Below are 22,683 nucleotides of genomic sequence, written 5' to 3' on the forward strand. Positions count from 1 at the left end.
CGAGGGCGGCCAAAATCACCTCCGACGAATCCGAGTTGGGAGCCTTCATGCCGGCACGCGCCGTATCCGCCCTGCGCGATTTCCTGCGCAGCGAATCCGCCGGCGGCGTGCTGCTGATGATCGCCGCGGCCGCGGCTCTGGTCGTGGCCAACTCGCCGCTGGCGGCCGGCTACTTCCACGCCCTGCACGGCTATCTGGGCCCGCTGTCTGTCGAGCACTGGGTCAATGACGGCCTGATGGCCGTTTTCTTCCTGCTGGTCGGGCTGGAGATCAAGCGCGAGGTCGTCGATGGGGAACTGTCGACCTGGCCGCGCCGCGCCCTGCCCGGCTTCGCGGCGCTGGGCGGGATGATCGCGCCGGCGCTGGTCTATCTCTTCATCGCCCGTCACGCGCCGGACGTGCGCGCCGGCTGGGCCATCCCGGCCGCCACCGACATCGCCTTCGCTCTGGGCGTGCTGTCGCTGCTGGGGCCGCGCGTGCCGGGGGCGCTGAAGATCTTCCTGGCCGCGCTAGCGATCATCGACGACCTGGGAGCCATCCTGATCATCGCCTTCTTCTACACCGACCACCTGACGCTCTGGGCGCTGGGCGGGGCCGCCGCCGTCCTGGTGGCGCTGATCGCGCTGAACCGCCTGAAGGTCGTCGCCCTGTGGCCCTATCTGCTGCTGGGGGCCCTGCTCTGGTTCCTGTTCCTGAAGTCCGGGGTGCACGCCACCCTGGCCGGCGTGCTGCTGGCCATGACCATTCCCCTGACCTCGAGCCGTGGCGAACACTCGCCGCTGCACCGGCTGGAGCACGGGCTCAATCCCTGGGTCGCCTATCTGATCGTGCCGGTGTTCGGCTTCGCCAACGCCGGCGTGGCGCTCGGCGGGCTCGACGCCTCGGCCCTGACGGCGCCGGCCACTCTGGGCGCGGCGCTGGGTCTTTTCATCGGCAAGCAGACGGGAGTCATGGCCTTCAGCGGCGCGGCCATCGCCCTCGGCCTCGCGCGCAAGCCGACCGGTGTGAGCTGGAGCCAGCTCTATGGCGTAGCGGCCCTTTGCGGCGTGGGCTTCACCATGAGCCTGTTCATCAACAACCTGGCCTTCGAGGCCGCCTTGCTGCGCGAGGAGACCAAGATCGGCGTCCTGGCCGGATCGGTGGCTTCGGCCCTGCTGGCCTGGCTGATCTTCGCCCTGCCGCGTGGCCGCACTGGCGCGGGAGCCGGCGCAGGTTCAAACTAGAACCGTCAGTTCAACGAGGAGCGTCGGCCATGCTGCGTTTCATCCTCATCGCCGCCGCCACGGCGGCCTTCCCGCCCGTCGCCGCCCTGGCCGACACCCCGGCCGTGGCCCAGGTCGAGGTCAGCATCGGTCCCGATCTGGCCGCCAAGGCCGACAAGCTGGGCGCGCGCGAGTTCGATTACCTGGCGCGGGATCTCAAGCGCACGGTCGAGCGCCGCCTGACCCGCAGCGGCGGCCTGACCGCCTCGGGCGGCCGCCTTAACCTCGTCATCGACGATGCGACGCCCAACCGGCCCACGCCAGCCCAACTGACCAGCAAGCCGGGGCTGTCGATGGAAAGCTTCGGCAACGGCGGCGCACGAATCTCCGGCGAGTACGTCACGGCCGACGGCGTCAGCACGCCCATCCGCTATCACTGGTACGAGCAGGATATCTGGCAGGCCCAGTACAGGGCGACCTGGACCGACGCGAACATCGCCTTCGACCAGCTGGCCCGCCGCATCGAGGACGGCCGGTTCGTGAAGGACTGAACGCGGGTCGCTTGCCAGAACTCTCGACGCAGCGTCTGATCGCCGTTCAGTAAAAAGGAGCGGCAGACGCTCCCCGGGGAGTGAAACATGACCGCCGAGCCGCGACGATCAAACGCCGTCCTGGCGGCCTACGCCTCGCCGACCCTGCCCCTCGCCGGCCTTGGCCTGCCCCTCGTGGTCTATCTGCCCGAATACTATGTCAGCGAGCTTGGCCTTTCGCTGTCGGTGGTGGGTACGGCCTTCCTGCTGGTGCGGCTGGCCGACATCATCCTGGATCCGATCCTGGGCGGCCTCATGGATCGCACCCGCAGCCGCTGGGGCCGCTTCCGTCCCTGGCTGGCGGCCAGCGTGCCGCTGCTGATGGCCGCCTCCTACGCCCTGTTCATGGCCAAGCCGGGAATAGGCCCGATCTTCCTCTGGGCGTGGCTGATCGTCGTCTATGTCGGCTTCTCGATGGCGGTGCTGGCCCAGACGGCCTGGGGCGCGGTGCTGTCGTCGGACTATCAGCAGCGCTCGCGAATCTACGGCTTCTGGAGCGCCGGCAACGTGGTCGGCATGATCCTCGTGCTGCTGCTGCCGCCGCTGGTGGCCTTCGCCTTCAAGGGCGACCACGCCGCGGGCGTGCAGGCCATGGGCTGGTTCATCATCGTGCTGATGCCGCTGACGGCTCTGCTGGCCGGCGTCGTCGTGGGCGAGCCGGCCGCGCCGGCCCAGAAGCACGAGGCGGGCCTGAAGCAGTATCTGGGCCTTCTCAAGCGCCCGACGGTGCAGAAGCTGCTGGCGGCCGACCTCCTGATGGGCCTGGCGCCCGGCATCGGCGGCGCGCTGTTCTTCTTCTTCTTCGAGCGCATCAAGGGCATTCCCAAGGATCAGGCCGGCATCCTGCTGCTGGTCTATTTCGTCGCCGCCCTGGCCGGCGCGCCGCTGTGGCCCTGGATCGCCAAGACCATGGGCAAGCACGTCTCGCTGGCGATCGCCGGGATCATGTACGCCGTGTTCCAGGTCGCCGCGGTGATCACCCCCAACGGCGTCAACGCCTTCGGCATCGCGGTGCTGGTGCTGGCCGGCCTGCCCTATTCGGCGGCCCCGCTGCTGGTGCGCTCGATGATGGCCGACATCGGCGACGAGGAGCGGCTAAACACCGGCGTCGACCGCACCGGCCTGCTTTACGCCATCGTCAACGGCACGGTGAAGCTGGGCTTCGCCCTGGCCATCGGCGTCTTCCTGGTGCTGGAGAAGCTGGGTTTCGACCCCAAGATTCCGAGCGCCCAGGGCGATACCGCCCTGATCGTGCTCTACACGGTGGTTCCGGCGGCGCTGGGCGTGCTGGTCTCGGTCATCATCGTGCGCTATCCGCTGGACGCCAAGCGCCACGCCGAGATCCGCGCCCAGCTGGATGCGCGAGACGCGGCGCAAGCCCACGCCCAAGCGAGCCCCGATGACCGCCTCCCCGCCCCCAGCCCCGCGCCCTCTGCCGCCCAGTGAGGAGCACCCGCTCTTCACGCTCGTCGAGATCATGGCCCGTCTGCGCGACCCGCAGGGCGGCTGCCCGTGGGACATCGAGCAGACCTTCGCGACGATCGCCCCATACACGATCGAGGAGGCCTACGAGGTCGCCGACGCCATCGAGCGGAACGACCTGCCGGACCTGAAGGAGGAGCTGGGCGACCTGCTGCTGCAGGTGGTGTTCCATTCGCGCATGGCCGAGGAGCAAGGCGTCTTCAGCTTCGAGGACGTGGCCCGTTCGATCTCCGACAAGATGATCCGCCGACACCCCCACGTGTTCGGCGACCACGCCTATGACGACCTGGCCGACCAGAAGGCCGGCTGGGAGGAGCTGAAGGCCCAGGAGCGCAAGGCCAAGAAGAAGGGCGGCGTACTGGACGACGTGCCGGCCGGCCTGCCCGCCCTGACCCGCGCCGTGAAGCTGACCAAGCGCGCCGCCCGCGTGGGCTTCGACTGGCCTTCGACCGACGAGGTGCTGGCCAAGCTGGCCGAGGAAGTGGCCGAGCTGCAGGTCGAGATCGACGCCGGCGACCAGGCCAAGGCCCGCGAGGAGCTGGGCGACATCCTGTTCGTCTGCGCCAACCTGGCCCGCAAGCTCGACGTGGAGCCAGAAGACGCCTTGCGCGCCACCAACGCCAAGTTCGCGCGGCGCTTCGCCTTCATCGAGGCGGAACTGGCCAAGAAGGGACGCACGCCCGATCAGTCGGACCTGGCCGAGATGGATGCGTTGTGGGACGCGGCCAAGGCGGCCGAGCGAAAGTAGCCTTCAGGAAAACGGCGGCCAGTCGGTCAGGGTATCAATCTCGCGCCAGGCGCGGACGACGGCGTTGGTCGGGTCCATGCCGATGAAGATCGCCGCCTCGGCCCAGCGCCGCCGCAGAAGGCCCAGGACCGGCTTGCCCTCCTGGTTGATCCACTTGCGCATTTCGCTGGGCACGGCCGCCTTGTCGCCGGCGTTGATCTTGCGCAGCATGGTCGAGCTGGCCAGGGCCCCGCCGCCGAGATTGTAGGTCCACGAGATCAACGCGGCGGCCTCGTATTCCAGCAGCGCGCCCTGGACGCGCAGGCGCACGTCCTTGGCCGCGCCGAGCATGTCGCGCAGCAGCAGGTCGACCGCCTGGGCCTCGGTTATCGCCGGACTGCTGGGCGTGATCGGCTGGTTGCTGGCGTCGCGGATCGAGCCGTAGCCGATGGTCCACGTCCCGCCGGGCTGGGCGCCATTGTCATCGTAGGGCTTGGCCTGAAAACCTTCGAGCCGCTTGACCACGACCGTGGCCGCGTCGGGCACCGTCACCCCGTCCCAAGTCTGTGCGGCCATGCCTCGCCTCCCGATTGCACGATCGGGAAGATCGCCTAATGCGGGAGGCGAGGCAATATGCAGCCGGGCAGCTAGTCGCCGATCGGCATCACCCACACGCCGGGGAACTGGCGTTCGAACCGCCCCAGGGCCTGCGGATCCATGCGGGCGACCAGGCGGACCTCGCCGTCCTCCATGTCCTCGCGCTCGACCACGCGGCCATTGCGGTAGATCCAGGCCAGGGCCTCGCCGTCGGCGGGGCCGAGGCGCAGCGCCATTGGCGGGGTGTCGTCGATCAGGCCGCCGACGCGCCTGAGCAGCTCGCCGCAGCCCTCGCCGGTGACGGCCGAAACCGCCGAGGCGTCGGCCCGCTTCGCCCGCCCTTCGAGGATCTCGCGTTCCTCGCCGTCGACCAGGTCGATCTTGTTCCACACCTCGACGACGGTCTTGCCGTCGTCGGCGGTGACCTTCAGTTCCCTCAGCACCGCCTGGACATCTCGCGCCTGGGCGTCGGTGTCGGGGTTGGCGACGTCGCGCACGTGCAGCACCACGTCGGCCTCCTGCACCTCCTCGAGGGTGGCGCGGAAGGCCTCGACGAGTTCGTGCGGCAGGTCGGAGATGAAGCCCACCGTGTCCGACAGAATGGCCGGGCGGCCGTCAGGCAGCTTCACCGTCCGCAGGGTCGGATCGAGGGTCGCGAACAGCATGTCCTGGGCCACGACCTCGGCGTTGGTCAGGCGGTTGAACAGCGTCGACTTGCCGGCGTTGGTATAGCCCACCAGCGCTACGGTCGGGTACGGTACCTTCTTGCGGGCGCTGCGGTGCAGGGTGCGGGTGCGCCGCACCTCCTCCAGCTCGCGCTTGAGCTTGCCGATCGTGCCGGCGATCAGACGCCGGTCGAGTTCGATCTGGGTTTCGCCGGGGCCGCCGGTCGAACCGGTGCCGCCGCGCTGGCGCTCAAGGTGGGTCCAGGTGCGTACGAGGCGCGAGCGCTCGTAGTCGAGCCTGGCGAGCTCGACCTGCAGCTTGCCTTCGCGGGTGCGGGCGCGGCGGGCGAAGATCTCGAGGATCAGGCCCGTGCGGTCCACCACCTTGACGCCCAGGCCGCGCTCGAGATTGCGCTGCTGGACGGGGGTGAGCTGGTCGTCGAACACGGCGACGTCGATATGCTCGACCTCGCAGATCACCTTGAATTCCTGGATCTTGCCGCTGCCGAACAGGGTGGCGGGCGTGACGGTGCGAAGCGGCGCGATGGCCGTTTCGACGACGTCGAGATCTAGGGCGATGGCGAGGCCGACGGCCTCTTCGAGGCGCGCCTTGGGATCGCGCGCCTCCAGAGCGGCCTGCCCGCGAGCAGGCCGCACCGGATGGATCACGAAGGCCCGAAGGATCGGGTCGGCGTGATCGATAAGTCCATCGGGGGACTTAGAAGTAGATTTTGACAAAAGAGCCTTGGACTTAGTCGTCTTGATCGGCGCTCGGCTCGTACAGCTGAACGGGCTGAGCCGGCATGATCGTCGAGATGGCGTGCTTGTAGACCAGTTGCGACTGGCCGTCGCGGCGCAGCAGGACGCAGAAGTTGTCGAACCAGCTGACCACGCCCTGCAGCTTGACGCCGTTGACCAGGAAGATGGTGAGCGGCGTCTTGGACTTGCGCACGCTGTTCAGGAAGGTGTCCTGAAGGTTCTGTTTCTTGTCGGCGGACATTGGGGATTCCCCTCTCGTTGAAATCGGAAGGCAGAACGCCCTCCACACAAACAAGCTCATGCTAGAGCATTTTTCGCCGTTTGATATGACTTTCCGGCGAGAAAATGCACGCAGGGCGGAGAGAAACCCTAGATCGCTCCCGCCCGCGCCCTCTCGATATAGAGCGCCCGCAGGCGGCTCGCCACCGGTCCGACCGTTCCATCCCCGATCTTCACGCCGTCCACGCTGGTTATGGGCGTGACCAGACTGCCGGCGCCGGTGATGAAGGCTTCCCTGGCGGCCTTGGCCTCCTCGACCGTGAAGGGCTGCTCGGCGACCGGCAGGCCGGCCTCCGCGATCACGTCCAGCAGGGTCAGGCGGGTGACGCCGCGCAGGATGTTGGCCTGGGTGTCGCGGGTGCGCAGGCGGCCGTCGGCGTCGACGATCCAGGCGTTGGACGAGGCGCCTTCGGTGACCAGGCCCAGGTCGTCGACGAACCAGGCCTCGATCGCGCCGCGTTCGCGGGCGGCCTGCTTGGCCAGGGCGTTCGGCAGCAGGCCGATGGTCTTGATGTCGCAGCGCCCCCAGCGGTTCTCGGGCACGGTGATCACCGCCGAGCCCTTCGCCGCCTTGGCCTCGATGGCGACGCGGTCGACCGATCGGGCGGTGATGACCACGGCTGGCGGCACGGCCGGATTAGGGAAGGCGTGATCGCGCTTGGCCACGCCGCGCGTGACCTGCAGATAGACGAGGCCCTCGCGCACGTGGTTGCGGCGGATGGCTTCACGCAGCACGACGGTCAGGGCCGCCTCGCTCATCGGATGGGCGATGCGCAGTTCGTCGAGGCTGCGCCACAGCCGGGCGAAGTGGCCTTGCGCGTCGGCCAGCTTGCCGTCGAACACGGCCCAGACCTCGTAGACCCCGTCGGCCAGCTGGTAGCCGCGGTCCTCGATGTGCACGGCGGCCTGGCCGTGACGTACGAAGCGGCCGTTGACGTAAGCGAAACGCGACATGGGGTCCTTACTCTTCTTCCTCGCCGCGGCCGCCGGCCACGCCCAGGGACTTCAGCTTGCGGTGCAGGGCCGAGCGCTCCATGCCGATGAAGTTGGCCGTGCGCGAGATGTTGCCGCCGAACCGCAGGATCTGGGCGTTCAGGTACTCGCGCTCGAACAGCTCGCGGGCCTCGCGCAGAGGCAGGGCGATGATCCGCTCGGCGCCGATCGCGCCCGAACCGCCGCTGGCCGGCTGTTCGGAGGCGTTCAGCATCTCGGCGGTGATCAGGTCGCCAGGCTCGCCGGCGGCCAGGATCAGCATCCGCTCGACGTTGTTGCGCAGCTGGCGGACGTTGCCCGGCCAGGCCTGGACCTGAAGCGTCGCCAGGGCGTCCTCGCCCAGGCGGCGGCGCTGCATGCCGGTGGCCTCGCAGATCCGCTCGATGAAGTAGCTGATCAGCTCGGGGATGTCCTCGCGCCGCTCGGCCAGGCCTGGCACGCGCACCGGCACGACGTTGAGGCGGTGGAACAGGTCCTCGCGGAAGCGTCCGGCGGCGATCTCCTCGCGCAGGTCGCGCGAGGTGGACGAGATCACCCGCACGTCGACCTGCACGTCGCTGTCGCCGCCCACGCGGCGGAAGCGCTGCTCGACCAGCACCCGCAGGATGCGGCTCTGGGTCTCGCGCGGCATGTCGGCCACTTCGTCGAGATAGAGCGTGCCGCCGTGGGCGCGCTCGAACACGCCGATTTTGCGCGGACGACCGCCCTCGCCTTCCTCGCCGAACAGTTCGACGTCCAGACGCTCGGGCGCCATGCCGGCCGAACTGACGGCCACGAACTCGGCGCGAGTGCGGGCGCTGGCGCTATGGATCAGGCGCGCGACCAGCTCCTTGCCAGAGCCGGGCGGGCCGGCGACCAGCACGCGGCTGTTGGCCGGCGCGACCTTGGCGATCATCTGGCGCAGGGCCTGGGCGGCCTGCGACTTGCCCATCAGGCCGTCGGAGGCGAAGCTCTGGGCCCGCAGGCGGCGGTTCTCGCGCTTGAGGTTGGCGGCCTCTAGGGCCCGCTCGACCACCAGCAGCAGCCGGTCGGACTTGAACGGCTTCTCCAGGAACTCGTAGGCGCCGCGCTTGATGGCGCTGACGGCCGTCTCGATGTTGCCGTGGCCCGAGATCATGATCACCGGCAGGTCGGCGTCGAGCGTCTTGACCATGTCGAGCAGCTCCAGCCCGTCCATGCCACCGCCCTGCATCCAGATGTCGAGGACCAGCAGGGCCGGCTTGCGGGCGCGCAGGGCCGCCAGGGCCTGGTCTGCGTCGGCCGCCGTACGCACGGCGTAGCCTTCGTCCTCCAGGATGCCGGCCACCAGATCGCGGATGTCGACCTCGTCGTCGACCACCAGCACGTCGGCGCTCATGTCATCTCCTCTACGCCGTGGGTCGTCGGCGCCGCGGCGAGCCGCGCCGACACCGGGAACTTCAGGACGACGCGCGCGCCGGGATGGCCGTGCGCGTCGGTGAGGACCAGCTCGCCGCCGTGGTCCTCCATGATCCGCTTGACGATGGCCAGGCCCAAGCCCGTGCCCTTCTCGCGGGTGGTCACATAGGGTTCGGCCAGCCGGTCGCGATCCTTCGCGGGCAGGCCGACGCCGTTGTCCTCGACGACGATGCAAAGCGACTCGTCGTCGGCGACCAGGGTCGCGTCGATGTGGCCGCGCGGCTCGGGCGTCACGTGCCGCCGCGCACCGACCGCCTCTCCGGCGTTCTTCAGGATGTTGGTCAGGGCCTGTCCGATCATCCGCGCGTCGCAGTTGACCCAGACCGCGCCGCCGGGCTCGTCGCTGACGACGTCGGTGTCGGCGTCCACGACGCGCTGGGCGAAGACACCAGCGCGCAGAAGCTCGGCCAGGTCAGCCGGCGCGAAGCGCGGCGCGGGCATGCGCGCGAAGGCCGAGAATTCGTCGACCATCCGGCCGATGTCGCCGACCTGGCGGATGATGGTGTCAGTGCAGCGGTCGAAGGTCTCGAGATCGCCGGTGATGTCCTTGCGGTACTTGCGCCGGATGCGCTCGGCCGACAGCTGGATCGGGGTCAGCGGGTTCTTGATCTCGTGAGCGATGCGGCGGGCGACGTCCTTCCAGGCGGCGTTGCGCTGGGCGGCCATCAGGCGGGTGACGTCGTCGAAGGTCAGCACCTGGCCCTCGGCGGCGTGGCCGGCGGCGCGGACGCGCAGCCGCAAGGTCTCGCCGCCGCGCACCACGTCGATTTCGACCTCGGCGTTCGGACGGCCCTGGCCGATCTCTTCCAGGACCTGGGTGAATTCCGGCACGGCTTCGACGAGATCCTGCCCCTCGGCCGCCTCGTTCAGCGCCAGCAATTCGCCGGCCCGGCGGTTGAGCGCCGAGATACGGCCGTCGCCGTCGAGGCTGATGACCCCGGCGCTGACGCCCGAGAGCACGGTCTCGATGAACTGGCGGCGCAGCTCGGCTTCGAGGCTGGCGTCCTTCAGGGCCGCCTGCTGAGTCTGAAGATCCGCCGTCATCATGTTGAAAGCATTGGACAAGGCGCGGATTTCCTCGGGGCCCGCCTCGGCGTCGACCCGGGCGTCGAGGTCGCCGGCCGACACGCGCCCCGCCGCCTGGACGAGGCCGGACACCGGCGCGGCGATCGAGTTGGCTGCGGCGATGCCCACCCAGACGGCGGCGACCAGCACCAGGAGCGCGGTCTCGACATAGCTGAGGCCGAAGATCGCCTGGATGCGGGCCCGGTTCACGGCGGCGTCGCGATAGGAGATCAGCGACTCTTCCGACTCGATCAGGTGGGCGAGGATGCCCTTGTCGATCGGCCGGGCGATGTAGAGGTAGCCGTCGGGAAAGCCCTTGAGCTTGTAGAGCGCCCGGAACAGGTCTTCCGACACGAAGCGCTGCGAGGTGATCTCGCCGGTGTCGGTCCAGCGGAAGCTGGAAGGCGGCGGGGCCAGGAACGGCGGCGCGCCGTCGAGTTCGGCGCGCGCCAGGATCCGGCCGTCGCGATCAAGCACGTAGGCGGAGGAAAAACCGTTCTCCTCGGCCAGATTGCGCAGGAAGTGCCCGAAGACGACCGGCGTCTCAGCCATGGCGGGCGCGGCGGTGTTCAGGTCCGCGGCCATCGGGCCCATGTGCTGGCTGATATAGCTGGTCTGCTCAGCGACGTAGGACCGCGCCACGGTGGCCGAGTTCTCGACCACGGTCGTCACCCGCTTGCTGAACCAGCCGTCGACGCCGCGGTTGACCAGCACGCCGAAGAACAGGGCCACGATCACCGCCGGGGCCACGGCCGCCACGGAGAACAGGCCCACGAAGCGCAGGTGCAGGCGAGCGCCGGCGTCGCTGGAGCGGGCGTCGATCAGGTCGAGCAACCGCCAGCCGACAATCGCGGCGACGCAGAGAATCAGGGCGAGGTTGAAGCCGAGCACCACGAGGATGGCGGTGCTGGCCGGACCGATGGGCCCCGTCGAGGGCGGAGACGAGGCAAGGCCAACGCCCGTCGCGGTCAGGATCGCGGCCAGAACATAGCCGCCGCCCAGGACGTAGCGTGATCTCAAGAGTTCGCGCCACCACGACCGGCTGAAGCGGCGCGGGCGGTCTTCCGATTCCGAGACTGACGGGACCGAACTCATCGGCGCGAGTTTAGGGCGGGGTGTGCCCTAAACTCAACACCGATGTGCTGAAAAAGCGTCAGCAATGGACCCGGCTGATCGACTAGCGACGGCCGCGGCTCATCTCCACGCCCAGGTCCTGGATCTTCTTGCGCAGGGTGTTGCGGTTCAGGCCGAGGATCTCGGCGGCCCTGACCTGGTTGCCGCGCGTGGCCGACAGGGTCAGCTGGATCAGCGGGCGCTCGACTTCCTGCAGCACGCGGTCATAGAGGCCGGCCGCCGGCACGCCGTCCGGCTGTTCGGCGAAGTGCGAGGACAGGTGGCGCTCGACCAGGGCGGCTAGGGTCACGGGCCCCTCGTCGGCGCGCGGCGCGGGCGCATGGTCCTGCAGCTCGCGATCGACGATGCGGGCGGTGATCAGCTCCTCGGCATAGAGGGCGCACATCCGCCGGATCAGGTTTTCCAGTTCGCGCACGTTGCCCGGCCAGGAGTGGCTCTTCATGCGATCGAGCGCGCTCTGGTCGATGGTCTTGGCCGGCAGGCCTTCGCGGTTGGCGCGCAGCAGGAAGGTGCGGGCCAGATCCGGAATATCCTCGGCGCGGTCGCGCAGCGGCGGCAGGCGCACGGGCGCGACGTTGAGGCGGAAGAACAGGTCCTCGCGGAACAGGCCTTGCTGGATCAGGCCGCGCAGGTCGCGGTTGGTGGCGGCGATGATCCGCACGTTCGGGCGGCGGCCGGTCTTGGGGTTGATGACCGGTTCGGTGCCGTCGATCACCCGCAGCAGGCGGGTCTGGGCGTCGAGCGGCATGTCGCCGATCTCGTCCAGGAACAGGGTTCCGCCGTCGGCCTCGACGAGGCGGCCGTTGTCGCCCTCCCCGCGCCCGAACAGCTCGGCCTCGACCCGCTCGCGCGGCACGGCGGCCAGGTTGATGACCACGAACTTGCCGTCGCGACGGCGACCCAGGTCGTGCAGGGCCCGTGCGACCAGTTCCTTGCCCGTGCCGCTCTCGCCCAGGATCAGGACGGTGAGATCCGCGCCGACCAGGCGGGCGATGGTGCGGTAGACCTCCTGCATCGGCGCCGAGCGACCGATCAGCGGCAGGCGCTCGTCCCGCATGGCGCGCGCCTGGGCCTTGGAGGCCTCGGCGTCGGCCGGACGCGACAGGGCGCGGCGGGCCGCGGCGGTGACGTCGTCCAGATCGAAGGGCTTGGAGACGTATTCGAAGGCCCCGGCGTCGGCGGCGTTGACCGCCGTCAGCAGGGTGTTCTGCGCGCTCATCACGATGATCGGCAGCTTGGGGCGCTCCTTTCGGATGCGCGGCAGCACGTCGAACACGTTCTCGTCGGGCATCATCACGTCGGTGACGACCAGATCGCCCTCCCCGTCGCTGACCCACTTCAGCAGCGTCGTGGCGTTACCCGTAGCCCTGACCTGATAGCCGAGACGGGTGAAGGCCTGGCTGAGCACCAGACGCACCGAGGAGTCGTCGTCAGCGATCAGAATCTTCTTGTTTGCGGCGTTCATGTACTCACGCGTCTCCCAAGGAAGGCTCAGGCGCCACAGGCAGCAACACGCGGAACACGGTGCGGCCGGGCTCGGATTCGAAATCGATCAGGCCCCCGTGGGCCGTCACGAGCTTGGTGACCAGCGCCAGGCCAAGGCCGGTGCCGTTGGCCTTGGTGGTCACGAAGGGCTGGAACAGGTGCTCGCGCAGGCTCTGCGGAACGCCGGGACCGTTGTCCTGCACCCGGATCTCGATCGGGGCGCTGGAAGCCGACTTGCCGTCGGCGCCGCGCACACGGACGCCCGGGCGCCAGGCCGTATGGATGGTCAGCTCGCCTTGGCCGTCGCCGCGCATGTGGGCGGCCTCGGAGGCGTTCTTCACCAGGTTCAGGAAGATCTGGATCAGTTGGTCCTCATCGCCCCAGACCGGCGGCAGCGAGGGGTCGTAGTGGTCGCGCAGGCGCAGGCCGTCGGCGACGCCATTGGCGACCAGGGCCCGCACGCGGTCCAGAACCTGGTGGATGTTGACCGCCTCGCGCGGGGTCGGGGCCTGGTCGGAGAAGGCTTCCATGCGATCGACGAGACGGCGGATGCGGTCGGTTTCATCGACGATCAGCTGAGCCAGCGGCTGGTCGGCGGCGCTGGCGCCGGTCTTCAGCAACTGGGCCGCGCCGCGAATGCCGGCCAGCGGGTTCTTGATCTCGTGGGCCAGCATGCGGCCAAGGCCGACGACCGAGCGCAGTCCGGCCTGGTCGGCGGCGCGCTCGACGCCCAGGGCGCCCTTGACGTGCAGGGTCAGCAGCACCGAGCCGTCGCCCAGGGGCACGGCGGCGCCGTCGGCCTCAAACGGCGGCTGACCGAACAGATTGACCTCGACCCCATGCTCGCGGACGAGCGCGCCCTCGAACACCGCGCGGTCCATCAGCGAGACCAGCACCGAACCCGGCGGCAGGGCGGCGCGGAAGCGGCCGCGGGCCAGCAGCGACAGACCGTGGCCGAACAGAGCCTCGGCGGCTTCGTTCACCGCCACCAGGCCGCCCTCGCGGTCGACCACCAGGGCCGGCTCGGGGCTGAGCTCGAAGGCGGCGGCCTTCAGGGCGTCCAGCGCAGGGCCGGACAGGACGCGGGCGCGGTCGGTCATGCGGCGATCCTCCCGCCGGCCAGCCAAAGGTCGGCCAGGGCGATCTCGAGAGCGGCGGGGTCTTCGATGCGGCAAAGGCTGGCGCGCGCGGCGCGGCGGTCCTCGGCGCTTTCCGGCCAGGGCGCGGCCTCGATGTACGAGGCCAGGTGCTTGCGGAACATCTTCAGCCCCAGGCGCTCGCCATAGAAGGCCAGGCTGCGGCGGAAATGGGTGAGCGCGATAGCCAGGCGTTCCTCGGCCTGCGGCTCGAGGAAATCGCGGCCGTCCAGCGCGGCCTCGATGGCCTGGGCGATCCACGGGCGGCCGTAGACGCCGCGACCGATCATGACGCCGTCGGCGCCGGACTGCTCCAGCGCCCTGCGAGCGCTGTCTGCGTCGACGATGTCGCCATTGACCAGCACCGGCACCGAGACGGCCTGCTTGACCGGCGCGACGGCGGCCCAGTCGGCCTCGCCCTTGTAGAACTGACAGCGGGTGCGGCCGTGTACGGTGATGGCGCGGGCCCCGACGGCCTCGGCCCGGGCGGCGATCTCGGGCGCGTTGCGGCTGGCGTCGTCCCAGCCCAGGCGCATCTTGACGGTTACCGGCACGTCGACGGCCTCGACGGCGGCAGCCACCAGGGCCTCGGCCAGGTCGGGCTCGCGCATCAGGGCCGAGCCCGAGGCGGCGCCGGCGGTGACTTCCTTGGCCGGGCAGCCGAAGTTGAGATCGATGATCTCGGCCCCGGCTTCAGCCGCCAGGCGGGCGCCGTGCGCCATGAACTCCGGATCGCGGCCGACGAGCTGTACGACCATAAGCGGCAGGCCTTCTCCGACGGCCGCGCGGCGGACGACGTCGGGCCGGCCCTTCGCGAATTCCGCGCAGGCGACCATTTCGGTGGCCACGTATGAAGCGCCGAGGCGCGTGGCCGTTTCTCTGAACGGGAGGTCGGATACGCCGGTCATAGGCGCAATCCATACCCGCCCGGGCACCGTGACGGCGCCGACTGCGAGCTGCTTGCTCATTTTATGATCATCCCCACCGCTGTGTTTTTAGGCACATTGTGCAGCGCAGTAAAGCCCTCCGTTCACTGGACATGCGCGACGACAACGTTAGACACGGGCCATGACCTTCTCAGCCATCGTCGTCGCCGCAGGCAGCGGTACCAGGGCCGGATCCGGCCAGGCCAAGCAGTGGCGGGATCTGGCTGGAAAACCGGTCCTGCGCTGGTCGGTCGAGGCCCTTCTGGCGTCCGGCGCCGCTGATCTCGCAATCGTGACCGACCCGAGCATGCAGGACATGCTGGGCGAAACCTTGGCCGGCCTGGAAGGCTGGCGGTTCGCGCCCGGCGGCGCCACCCGCGCCCTGTCGGTGCAGTCGGGCCTGGCCGCCCTCGCCCACCGTCCCGCGGACGAGCCCGTGCTGGTCCACGACGCGGCCCGCCCCTTCCTGACCAAGACCGTGGTCGACGGCGTGCTGGCCGCGCTGGACGACGCGGACGGCGTCGTCCCGGCCCTGCCGGTGGCCGACACCCTCAAGCGCGCCGGCGACTCGGGTGCGACCACGACCTCACGCGACGGCCTCTGGCGGGCCCAGACCCCACAGGCCTTCCGCCGCGACCGCCTGCTGGCCGCCTACGCCGCCTGGACCGGTCAGGCCGAACCGACCGACGACGCCCAGGTGGTCGAGGCCGACGGCGGCAAGGTCGCCATCGCGCCCGGCGATCCGCTGCTGACCAAACTGACCTATCCGGAGGACTTCGCCATGGCCGAACGGCTGGCGGGCGCGGCCCGCATCACCCGCATCGGCCAGGGTTTCGACGCCCACCGCTGGGGCCCCGGCGAGTCGGTCTGGCTGTGCGGCGTCGAGATCGCCCACGACGAGACCCTGATCGGCCACTCGGACGCCGACGCCGGGCTGCACGCCCTGACCGACGCCGTGCTGGGCGCCATCGGCGACGGCGACATCGGCGACCATTTCCCGCCGACCGATCCGCAATGGAAGGGCGCGGCCTCGGACAAGTTCCTGATCCACGCCGTCGACCTGGTGCGCCGGCGCGGCGGCCGCCTGATCAACGTGGACGTGACGCTGATCTGCGAGCGCCCCAAGATCAAGCCGCACCGCGAGGCCATGCGCGCCCGCCTGGCCGAGATCCTCGACCTGCCGCTGGACCGCGTCAGCGTGAAGGCGACCACGACCGAGAAGATGGGCTTCACCGGCCGAGGCGAGGGCCTGGCCGCCCAGGCGGTGGCGACGGTGGAAACGCCGCTCTAGACGCCCTTCACTGGCGCACAGCGGATCGAGCGACCGTCCGAGGAGATGCGCAGCTTGACCAGCGGCGGCGCGCTGTAGGTCTTGCGCTCGCCGCCGGTCGTCACCCGGAAGCTGCCAGGGTCCGTCAGCAGGCACGACATCCGGCCGCCTTCGCCGCTGCACTGGCTGACGCCGCGCTGGCGCTCAAGCTTGAAACCGTCGGTGGCGTAGCGCGCGCCGAGCGGCGAAAACCGCGCCGGATCGCGGTCGGCGATTTCGGCGCAGGCCGGCTCATTGACCAGCGCGACCCCGGCATAGACGCCGGCGGCGGCGATGGCGGCGATCGCCAGCATGGCGTGGACGCGACTCACAGTCATAATCACCTCGACGGCTGAACGACTCATCTTCGCTTGAAGACCACGACAATCGCAACTGGAAGTAGGCGATGTTTCCCATCGAGATCCAGACACTCGCCCGGCTGCTCATCGATGAGGCGCGCGAGAAGAAGCTGCGCCTGGCCACGGTCGAAAGCTGCACCGGCGGACTGGTGGCCGGATCGATCTGCGCGATCTCAGGAGCCTCGGACGTCTTCGAGCGTGGCTTCGTCACCTACACCAACCGGGCCAAGACCGAGCAGGTAGGCGTGCCGGGCGACCTGATCGCCGACAACGGCGCGGTCTCTGAGCCGGTCGCGCGAATGATGGCCGAAGGCGGCCTGGCCGCCAGCAACGCCCATGTGGCCGTGGCGATTACCGGCGTCGCCGGTCCGGGCGGCGGCACGCCTATGAAGCCCGTCGGCACGGTCCACTTCGCCGTGGCGCGGGCCAATCGCTCGGTCGCCCACCGGCACGAACGGTTCGATGGCCAGACCCGCGAGGCCGTGCAACTGGCGGCGATCCAGGTAGCCCTGGAAATGCTGCGCGAGGCGGTGGCCGACTGATGCCCGACAGCGCGCCTTCCGACTGGCGGCGGTTCGTCGGCGCGGGCTTCTCGCGTTCGGCCCTGGCGGCGGCCGCCCGGCGGCAGAGCGAGCTTCGGCATGCCGTGCGGGTCTCGGCGGCGGTCGTGGCGGCCTACGCCCTGGCGACGCTTCTGCGGCTGCCGCAGGGCTATTGGGCGGTGTTCACGGCGGTGATCGTCGTCCAGTCGAGCCTGGGCGCGACCATCACCGCCTCGATCGAACGGTTCATGGGCACGGTGGTCGGGGCGGCTGTGGGCGCCGGCGCGGCCTGGCTGCACACGCGACACCCCGAATGGGGGGGCGTGATCCTGGCGGCTTGCGCGGCTTCCCTCGCTTTCCTCGCGGCGGTGCGGCCAGCCTTCAAGGTGGCGCCGGTGACCGCGGTGATCATGCTGATCGGCACCACGACGCACATGGACCCGCTGACGGCGGCCTTCCTGCGCGTGGCCGAGATCACCGTGGGCAGCCTGGTGGGCGTGGCCGCCACCCTGCTGATCTTCCCCGCCCGCGCCCACGAGTCGGTGGTGCAGAGCAGCCAGAAGGCCGCCGGCCTGCTGGCCGACCTGCTGTCGCACTACGCCGCCAAGCTCGAGAGCAAGCCCAGCACGCTGGATCCCCGCGAGCACTACGACGAGACCCTGAAAGCCCTGGCCAAGCTGCAGACGGCGATCACCGAGGCCGACCGCGAGACGGCCAGCAAGCTGTCGGACCGCTCGGTGTCGGACGCCCTGCCCCGCACGCTGTGGAGGCTGCGCAACGACTGCGTGATGATCGGCCGGGCGCTGCGCGAGCCCCTGCCCGCTCCGGTCCTGGCGCCGCCGAGCGCGGCCATGCTGGCGGCGTCTTCAGCCTATCTGCGGGCGGCCGCCCAGAGCCTTTCGGGCGCGGCCAGGCCGGACCGCCTGGCCTTCGCCGAGAGCCACAAGGCCTTCCAGGACGCCATCGAGGGCATGCGCGACGTCGGGGCGACCCGAGAGCTGGCCTTCGACGACGCCGCGCGGACTTTCGGCCTGGTGTTCGCGGTCGAGAACCTGTTCGCCAACCTCGGGGACTTCGCAGACCGCGTCGAGGAAGCCGCCAGCAAGCGCGACTAGGCTTTGGCGCCGTAAAGCTGGGCCGCGCGGGCCTCGAAGCAGGCGATCAGCTTGTCGACCGCTCGGTCCATGTTGGCCGCCAGCATGGCGTCGAGCAGCTTTGCCTTGAAGGCGAAGTCGATGACGAAATCGATGGTCGTCCCGTCCGGGTGCTCGGAGAACCGCCACTGGTTCGACAGCCGCTTGAACGGGCCATAGAGCAGGCTGACGGTGACGCTGAGGTCCGAGCGGTCGCGGCGAACGCGGGTGGCGAACTTCTCGCGCAGGAACGAGAAGCCCACCTGCGCCTCGGCGTCGAGGCTGCTGACCTCGCCGCTCTCGTGGGCGTTCCAGGTCCGCATGCCGGTGATCCACGGCACGAACGACGGATAGGCCTCGACGTCGCCGACGAGCGTGAAGAGTTGCTCGGGCGCGTAGGGCAGCACCCGGGTGACGACGTGGCGGTGCAAGGTGTCAGCCGGCCTTGGCGTCCAGGGCCCGGCGAGCCGCCTGCAGCTTGGCGAAGTCTTCACCCGCGTGGTGCGACGAGCGCGTCAGCGGGCTGGACGACACCATCAGGAAGCCCTTGGCCCGGGCGATCGCCTCATAGGCCTTGAACTCTTCCGGAGTCACGAAGCGGTCGATGGCCGCGTGTTTGCGGGTCGGCTGCAGGTACTGACCGATGGTGATGAAGTCGACGCCGGCCGAACGCATGTCGTCCATGACCTGCATGACCTCTTCCTTGGTCTCGCCCAGGCCGACCATCAGGCCGGACTTGGTGAACTGGGAAGGATCGCGCTCCTTCACCCGCTCCAGCAGGCGCAGCGAGTTGTAGTAGCGGGCGCCAGGGCGGATCTTCAGATAGAGCCGCGGCACGGTCTCGAGGTTGTGGTTGAAGACGTCCGGACGGGCGTCGATGACCACGTTCTCGGCCCGGTCCTTGCGCAGGAAGTCGGGGGTGAGGATCTCGATGGTGGTCTTGGGGGCCGCCGCGCGGATGGCCGTGACCACCTCAGCGAAGTGACGGGCGCCGCCGTCGATCAGGTCGTCGCGGTCCACCGAGGTGATGACCACGTGGTTCAGGCCCATCTTGGCGACGGCCTCGGCCACGCGGCGCGGTTCGTCGGGGTCGAGCTGGGTCGGCAGGCCGGTGGTGACGTTGCAGAAGGCGCAGGCGCGGGTGCAGATCTCGCCCATGATCATCATGGTCGCGTGCTTCTGGCTCCAGCACTCGCCGATGTTCGGGCAGGCCGCCTCTTCGCAGACCGTTGTCAGCTTGTGCTCGCGCACGATGCCCTTGGTCTCGTTGTACTGGCCCGAACCAGGGGCGCGAACGCGCAGCCACTCGGGTTTGCGCAGGACCGGCGTGTCCGGGCGATTCTGCTTTTCGGGGTGGCGAACGGCGCGATCCTCGGGACCGCGGGCCTTCAGCGTGTCGATCAACGTGACCATGTGGGCCTAGATCGGCCTTCTTGGCCTCCGGATCAAGCTCTCGATCTTGCATGCGGCGCAAAGGCGCGAAATGAGTGGCGTATATGCGTCGCTTCGCTCTCGTTCTGCTGCTCGCCCTGCCTCTTTTCGCCTGCGGCGAGCAAGGATCGCGCGCGCCTTTCGCCGACACCCGCACGCCGCCGGGCCTGGAGCGCCGCTTCCTGCCGCCGCCCGGCTGGGCCTGGGGCTACGTGCAGGTCGGAGACGACAAGGTGCAGCGCTACGGCGTCTCGGGGCCGAGCGGCGCGGCGACCGGCCAGGTGCTGATCCTGGCCGACTATGGCGAAAGCGCCGAAACCTGGTTCGAGACCGTTCGCGACCTCAACGCCAAGGGCGTCGTCGTCTGGATCCTGGAGCGCCAGGGCCAGGGCGGCTCCGAGCGCCTGGCCGACAGGCGCGATCGCGGCCATGTCGAAAGCTATGCGCCCGACGTCACCGCGACCAAGGCCATGGTCAAGGTGGTGATCCGCCCCGACGGCCGCCTGCCGCTGACGGCGCTGGGCCAGGGCCAGGGCGGCCTTGTGGCCCTGCGCGCGGTCGAGGAAGGCCTGATGCTCGACTCGCTGGTCCTGTCGGCCCCGGTCTTCGAGCTGTCGTCCCTGCCCCGTCCCAAGGGCCAGTTGATCGAGGCGGCTCAGTGGGCGCGGCGGCTTCGGCTGTCTTCGCAGGCCTGGCCGGGCGCCGGTGATTGGCGACGCGATGGTCCGGACGATCGGGCGCAGGGCCTCACCAGCGACCCGGTCCGCGGCGCGGTGAACCACGCCTGGCAGACCGCCAATCCCGACCTGCGGATGGGCGCGCCGAGCCTTGGCCAGTACGCGGCCTTCTACGACGTGCTGGACGTGACGGCCCGCGACCTTTCCCGCGTGAAGGCGCCGGTGGTCCTGCTGGCCGGCGACGCCGACACGATCACGCCGGCCTTCGCCCAGGACAGCGTCTGCAAGGCGCTGGCCGACTGCCGGCCGACCCGGCTGCCGGGCGGACGTCACGCACTGCACCTGGAGCGAGATTCGGTCCGGCAAGCTTGGTTGGAAGCCGTTCTGACGGCCGTCCAGACCGCAGGGCGCTCAAAGCCCGCCACGCCTTGAGCCACAAGGCCCGGCGCACCATCTGAAGAACGCGGTTCGCTCACGAAACGTGACCGATCTTTGCAAACCGCGCCAGGGCCGCTAGGGTCCCGTCTCAATCGAACGAGGGCGGAACCACCGTCTTTGTGGGAGGTTTCGCCGGCATGCCGGTTGTTTACAAAGCGGAAGACGGCCAGAAGGCGCTCTTCGACGCCCTTATCGACGCCAAGGACAAGTTCGGAGCGAAGAAGCCGATCCTGGAGGACCAGGACCGCAACCCGCTCAGCTATACCGACCTGATCCGAGCGAGCTTCGCGCTGGGCCGCAAGGTCGCGGCCATGACCAAGCCCGGCGAGCACGTCGGCGTGCTGCTGCCGTCGGGCGTCGGCGCGGTTGTGGTGTTCTTCGCCCTGCACGCCTTCGGCCGCGTGCCCACCATGCTGAACTTCACGGCGGGCCTGCGGAACATCAAGGCCGCGGTGAAGCTGGCCAACGTCAAGCACGTGCTGACCGCCCACAAGTTCATCGAACTGGGCAAGCTGCACGACGTGGTCGACGCGATCGACGACCTGGCCAAGGTGGTCTACCTGGAGGACGTGCGAAAGACGATCGGCCTGGCCGACAAGCTGTTCGCCGCCGCCGCCGGGGCCTTCCCGCGCCAGTTCCGCGCCCCCGCCAAACCCTCGGACAAGGGTGTGGTGCTGTTCACCTCGGGCAGCTTCGGCGCGCCGCGCGGCGTGGTGCTCTCCCAGGCCAACCTCGTTTCCAACGCCGCCCAGATCGCCGCGCACATTCCGCTGGATCCCAACTGGGTGATGTTCAACCCGCTACCGGTGTTCCACTGCTTCGGCCTGACCGGCGGGGTGATCCTGCCGCTGCTGCAAGGCATGAAGGCGTTCGAGTACCCCTCGCCGCTGCATACCAAGCAGATCCCGCCGCTGATCAAGGACGCCAAGGCCTCGCTGCTCTTGGCCACCGACACCTTCGTCAACCAGTACGCCCGGGCCTCGGAAACCGACGAGCTGGGCGGCCTGCAGTTCATCGTCTGCGGCGCCGAGAAGGTCCGCGACGAGACCCACGCCCTGATCAAGGAGCGTTTCGGCGACGTGCCGGTCCTGGAGGGCTACGGCGCCACCGAGGCCTCGCCGGTGATCGCGGTCAACAAGCCGACCGACAACCGCCCTGGCACGGTGGGCGGTCTGCTGCCCGGCATGGAGACCCGCATCGAGCCCGTCGAGGGCATTGTCGAGGGCGGACGCTTCTTCGTGCGCGGTCCCAACATCATGTCAGGCTACCTGCGTGAGGACGGCGGCGTCGACGCCCCGGAGGACGGCTGGCACGACACCGGCGACGTGGTCACCATGACCGACGACCAGTGGATCACCATCAAGGGCCGGGTGAAGCGCTTCGCCAAGATCGGCGGCGAGATGGTGTCTCTGACCGCTGCGGAAGACCTGGCCGTGGCGGTATGGCCGACCGCCCGCCACGCCGTCATCTCGATGCCCGACAAGAAGAAGGGCGAGCGCCTGGTGCTGGTCACCGACTGCCAGAGCGCAGACGCCGCGCCGCTGGTGGCCCACGCCCAGTCGATCGGCGCGCCCGAGCTGGCCGTGCCGCGCAAGATCCTCAAGGTCACCCAGGTGCCCGTGCTGGGCAGCGGCAAGACCGACTATGTCGCCATCCAGCGCATGGCCGAGGCCGCCGCCTGACGAACCAGGGCCCGCGCGCCGCGTTTCAGTAGAGCTTACGGTCGCCGCCTCGTGCGGCGTCCGGTTCTTCGGACGACAGCGAACGGGAGACGCGCTTGGAACGACTTTACGTGTGGACGCCGCGGGTGCTGAGCCTGCTGCGGGTGATCGCCGCTCTGCTCTTCATGGAGCATGGCCTGATGAAGCTGTTCCACTTCCCCGCCCCGCAGCCCGGCGCGCCCGATCCGCTGCCGCCCATGCTGCTGGCGGCCGCCTGGCTCGAGGTGGTCGGCGGCGGCCTTCTGGTGCTGGGTCTCTTCACCCGGCCCGTGGCCTTCATCCTGTCGGGCCAGATGGCCGTGGCCTATTTCATCGCCCACGCCAGCCAGGGTTTCTGGCCGGCGCTGAACGGCGGCGAGGCGGCGATCCTGTTCTGCTTCGTGTTCCTCTACCTGGTGTTTGCCGGGCCCGGGGAATGGAGCGTGGATGCGCAGGTAAGGAAGCGGCCGTGACGTCCAGATCCTCCCCCTGAAGGGGGATGTGTCGGCGAAGCCGACGGAGGGGGACGTGACTGCGACGTTCCAAGAGGCGCCGGAGGCTGAAGTTCCTTCCCCCTCCGGCCCTTCGGGCCACCTCCCCCTTCAGGGGGAGGATCT

General features: G+C 69.4%; 22 protein-coding genes. 10 read left to right on the forward strand and 12 right to left on the reverse strand.

All coding sequences use genetic code 11. The features are described from left to right. Positions 1-47: 47 nt before the first annotated feature. The 4 genes from nhaA to mazG all read left to right on the forward strand — a co-directional run bounded on the left by nhaA (position 48) and on the right by mazG (position 4,022). Entirely contained in the window at positions 48-1,223 is a 1,176-nt protein-coding gene (gene nhaA, locus P7A99_RS00115) for a Na+/H+ antiporter NhaA (RefSeq protein ID WP_277791930.1), read from the forward strand. Positions 1,224-1,252: 29 nt separating this feature from the next. Then, entirely contained in the window at positions 1,253-1,753 is a 501-nt protein-coding gene (locus tag P7A99_RS00120) for a hypothetical protein (RefSeq protein WP_277791931.1), read from the forward strand. An 87-nt stretch (positions 1,754-1,840) separates the two neighbouring features. Beyond that, a complete protein-coding gene (locus P7A99_RS00125; RefSeq protein WP_277791932.1) occupies positions 1,841-3,238 on the forward strand; it encodes an MFS transporter in 1,398 nt (465 codons plus the stop codon). Next, on the forward strand, positions 3,192-4,022 hold the full coding sequence (gene mazG / locus P7A99_RS00130) for a nucleoside triphosphate pyrophosphohydrolase (RefSeq protein ID WP_277791933.1): 831 nt from the start codon (positions 3,192-3,194) through the stop codon (positions 4,020-4,022). The genes P7A99_RS00125 and mazG overlap by 47 nt, the downstream gene beginning before the upstream one ends. A 3-nt stretch (positions 4,023-4,025) precedes the next feature. On the opposite strand, the gene P7A99_RS00135 is transcribed toward mazG, so the two are convergent. From P7A99_RS00135 to dusB, 9 genes are all read right to left on the reverse strand, one after another. Continuing rightward, positions 4,026-4,577, reverse strand: a complete 552-nt coding sequence (locus P7A99_RS00135; protein ID WP_277791934.1) for a lysozyme — start codon at positions 4,575-4,577, stop codon at positions 4,026-4,028. Between the two features lie 71 nt (positions 4,578-4,648). Beyond that, on the reverse strand, positions 4,649-6,001 hold the full coding sequence (hflX, locus tag P7A99_RS00140) for a GTPase HflX (RefSeq protein WP_277791935.1): 1,353 nt from the start codon (positions 5,999-6,001) through the stop codon (positions 4,649-4,651). A gap of 13 nt (positions 6,002-6,014) precedes the next feature. Continuing rightward, on the reverse strand, positions 6,015-6,263 hold the full coding sequence (hfq, locus tag P7A99_RS00145) for an RNA chaperone Hfq (RefSeq protein ID WP_058348899.1): 249 nt from the start codon (positions 6,261-6,263) through the stop codon (positions 6,015-6,017). Positions 6,264-6,391: 128 nt separating this feature from the next. Next, positions 6,392-7,255, reverse strand: a complete 864-nt coding sequence (locus tag P7A99_RS00150) for a D-amino-acid transaminase (RefSeq protein ID WP_277791936.1) — start codon at positions 7,253-7,255, stop codon at positions 6,392-6,394. A gap of 7 nt (positions 7,256-7,262) precedes the next feature. Then, positions 7,263-8,651 (reverse strand): sigma-54-dependent transcriptional regulator, encoded by a 1,389-nt coding sequence (locus P7A99_RS00155; protein ID WP_277791937.1) that lies wholly within the window; start codon positions 8,649-8,651, stop codon positions 7,263-7,265. Next, positions 8,648-10,891 carry a sensor histidine kinase NtrY-like gene (locus tag P7A99_RS00160; protein WP_277791938.1) on the reverse strand — a complete coding sequence of 748 codons (2,244 nt, stop codon included), beginning with the start codon at positions 10,889-10,891 and terminating at the stop codon, positions 8,648-8,650. Before P7A99_RS00160 ends, P7A99_RS00155 begins: the two co-directional genes overlap by 4 nt. A gap of 82 nt (positions 10,892-10,973) precedes the next feature. After that, positions 10,974-12,395: a sigma 54-interacting transcriptional regulator gene (locus P7A99_RS00165; protein ID WP_277791939.1), complete on the reverse strand. Its 1,422-nt coding sequence runs from the start codon at positions 12,393-12,395 to the stop codon at positions 10,974-10,976. Between the two features lie 4 nt (positions 12,396-12,399). Further along, positions 12,400-13,515, reverse strand: a complete 1,116-nt coding sequence (locus tag P7A99_RS00170) for a two-component system sensor histidine kinase NtrB (RefSeq protein WP_116565992.1) — start codon at positions 13,513-13,515, stop codon at positions 12,400-12,402. Beyond that, on the reverse strand, positions 13,512-14,519 hold the full coding sequence (gene dusB / locus P7A99_RS00175; RefSeq protein ID WP_277791940.1) for a tRNA dihydrouridine synthase DusB: 1,008 nt from the start codon (positions 14,517-14,519) through the stop codon (positions 13,512-13,514). Before dusB ends, P7A99_RS00170 begins: the two co-directional genes overlap by 4 nt. Before the next feature lie 100 nt (positions 14,520-14,619). On the opposite strand from dusB, the gene P7A99_RS00180 reads away from it, so the two are divergent. Beyond that, positions 14,620-15,768: a bifunctional 2-C-methyl-D-erythritol 4-phosphate cytidylyltransferase/2-C-methyl-D-erythritol 2,4-cyclodiphosphate synthase gene (locus tag P7A99_RS00180; protein WP_277791941.1), complete on the forward strand. Its 1,149-nt coding sequence runs from the start codon at positions 14,620-14,622 to the stop codon at positions 15,766-15,768. On the opposite strand, the gene P7A99_RS00185 is transcribed toward P7A99_RS00180, so the two are convergent. Further along, positions 15,765-16,124, reverse strand: a complete 360-nt coding sequence (locus P7A99_RS00185) for a hypothetical protein (RefSeq protein ID WP_277791942.1) — start codon at positions 16,122-16,124, stop codon at positions 15,765-15,767. The two genes, P7A99_RS00180 and P7A99_RS00185, sit on opposite strands and share 4 nt — an antisense overlap. A 68-nt stretch (positions 16,125-16,192) precedes the next feature. Here P7A99_RS00185 and P7A99_RS00190 point away from each other — a divergent pair, with 68 nt between their 5' ends. Continuing rightward, entirely contained in the window at positions 16,193-16,687 is a 495-nt protein-coding gene (locus P7A99_RS00190; protein WP_277791943.1) for a CinA family protein, read from the forward strand. Next, positions 16,687-17,802 carry an FUSC family protein gene (locus P7A99_RS00195; RefSeq protein WP_277791944.1) on the forward strand — a complete coding sequence of 372 codons (1,116 nt, stop codon included), beginning with the start codon at positions 16,687-16,689 and terminating at the stop codon, positions 17,800-17,802. The genes P7A99_RS00190 and P7A99_RS00195 overlap by 1 nt, the downstream gene beginning before the upstream one ends. Here P7A99_RS00195 and P7A99_RS00200 read toward each other — a convergent pair. Both P7A99_RS00200 and lipA read right to left on the reverse strand, forming a co-directional pair. Beyond that, complete coding sequence (locus tag P7A99_RS00200) at positions 17,799-18,251, reverse strand: type II toxin-antitoxin system RatA family toxin (RefSeq protein WP_277791945.1); 453 nt, start codon at positions 18,249-18,251, stop codon at positions 17,799-17,801. The two genes, P7A99_RS00195 and P7A99_RS00200, sit on opposite strands and share 4 nt — an antisense overlap. A 4-nt stretch (positions 18,252-18,255) precedes the next feature. Next, entirely contained in the window at positions 18,256-19,233 is a 978-nt protein-coding gene (lipA, locus tag P7A99_RS00205; RefSeq protein ID WP_101717885.1) for a lipoyl synthase, read from the reverse strand. Between the two features lie 83 nt (positions 19,234-19,316). Between lipA and P7A99_RS00210 the strand changes: the two genes are divergently transcribed. From P7A99_RS00210 to P7A99_RS00220, 3 genes are all read left to right on the forward strand, one after another. Continuing rightward, positions 19,317-20,360, forward strand: coding sequence for an alpha/beta fold hydrolase (locus P7A99_RS00210; protein ID WP_277791946.1), 1,044 nt, complete (start codon positions 19,317-19,319; stop codon positions 20,358-20,360). Positions 20,361-20,503: 143 nt separating this feature from the next. Further along, on the forward strand, positions 20,504-22,048 hold the full coding sequence (locus P7A99_RS00215; protein WP_277791947.1) for an AMP-binding protein: 1,545 nt from the start codon (positions 20,504-20,506) through the stop codon (positions 22,046-22,048). A gap of 95 nt (positions 22,049-22,143) precedes the next feature. Further along, the gene (locus P7A99_RS00220; protein WP_277791948.1) at positions 22,144-22,539 is read left to right on the forward strand and encodes a DoxX family protein; all 396 of its coding nucleotides are present in this window, start codon (positions 22,144-22,146) and stop codon (positions 22,537-22,539) included. Positions 22,540-22,683: the final 144 nt, after the last annotated feature.

The sequence above is a fragment of the Caulobacter endophyticus genome (assembly GCF_029543245.1).
Taxonomy (GTDB): domain Bacteria; phylum Pseudomonadota; class Alphaproteobacteria; order Caulobacterales; family Caulobacteraceae; genus Caulobacter; species Caulobacter endophyticus_A.

Bases quoted from the DNA above. Each gene is read 5' to 3' on its own strand.
- hfq (WP_058348899.1), bottom strand. From the start codon at position 6,263: ATGTCCGCCGACAAGAAACAGAACCTTCAGGACACCTTCCTGAACAGC.
- P7A99_RS00215 (WP_277791947.1), top strand. From the start codon at position 20,504: ATGCCGGTTGTTTACAAAGCGGAAGACGGCCAGAAGGCGCTCTTCGAC.
- nhaA (WP_277791930.1), top strand. From the start codon at position 48: ATGCCGGCACGCGCCGTATCCGCCCTGCGCGATTTCCTGCGCAGCGAA.
- P7A99_RS00190 (WP_277791943.1), top strand. From the start codon at position 16,193: ATGTTTCCCATCGAGATCCAGACACTCGCCCGGCTGCTCATCGATGAG.
- P7A99_RS00165 (WP_277791939.1), bottom strand. From the start codon at position 12,395: ATGAACGCCGCAAACAAGAAGATTCTGATCGCTGACGACGACTCCTCG.
- P7A99_RS00125 (WP_277791932.1), top strand. From the start codon at position 1,841: ATGACCGCCGAGCCGCGACGATCAAACGCCGTCCTGGCGGCCTACGCC.
- P7A99_RS00160 (WP_277791938.1), bottom strand. From the start codon at position 10,891: ATGAGTTCGGTCCCGTCAGTCTCGGAATCGGAAGACCGCCCGCGCCGC.
- P7A99_RS00135 (WP_277791934.1), bottom strand. From the start codon at position 4,577: ATGGCCGCACAGACTTGGGACGGGGTGACGGTGCCCGACGCGGCCACG.
- P7A99_RS00180 (WP_277791941.1), top strand. From the start codon at position 14,620: ATGACCTTCTCAGCCATCGTCGTCGCCGCAGGCAGCGGTACCAGGGCC.
- P7A99_RS00120 (WP_277791931.1), top strand. From the start codon at position 1,253: ATGCTGCGTTTCATCCTCATCGCCGCCGCCACGGCGGCCTTCCCGCCC.
- P7A99_RS00170 (WP_116565992.1), bottom strand. From the start codon at position 13,515: ATGACCGACCGCGCCCGCGTCCTGTCCGGCCCTGCGCTGGACGCCCTG.
- P7A99_RS00150 (WP_277791936.1), bottom strand. From the start codon at position 7,255: ATGTCGCGTTTCGCTTACGTCAACGGCCGCTTCGTACGTCACGGCCAG.
- mazG (WP_277791933.1), top strand. From the start codon at position 3,192: ATGACCGCCTCCCCGCCCCCAGCCCCGCGCCCTCTGCCGCCCAGTGAG.
- P7A99_RS00210 (WP_277791946.1), top strand. From the start codon at position 19,317: ATGCGTCGCTTCGCTCTCGTTCTGCTGCTCGCCCTGCCTCTTTTCGCC.
- P7A99_RS00155 (WP_277791937.1), bottom strand. From the start codon at position 8,651: ATGAGCGCCGACGTGCTGGTGGTCGACGACGAGGTCGACATCCGCGAT.
- lipA (WP_101717885.1), bottom strand. From the start codon at position 19,233: ATGGTCACGTTGATCGACACGCTGAAGGCCCGCGGTCCCGAGGATCGC.
- dusB (WP_277791940.1), bottom strand. From the start codon at position 14,519: ATGAGCAAGCAGCTCGCAGTCGGCGCCGTCACGGTGCCCGGGCGGGTA.
- P7A99_RS00195 (WP_277791944.1), top strand. From the start codon at position 16,687: ATGCCCGACAGCGCGCCTTCCGACTGGCGGCGGTTCGTCGGCGCGGGC.
- P7A99_RS00185 (WP_277791942.1), bottom strand. From the start codon at position 16,124: ATGACTGTGAGTCGCGTCCACGCCATGCTGGCGATCGCCGCCATCGCC.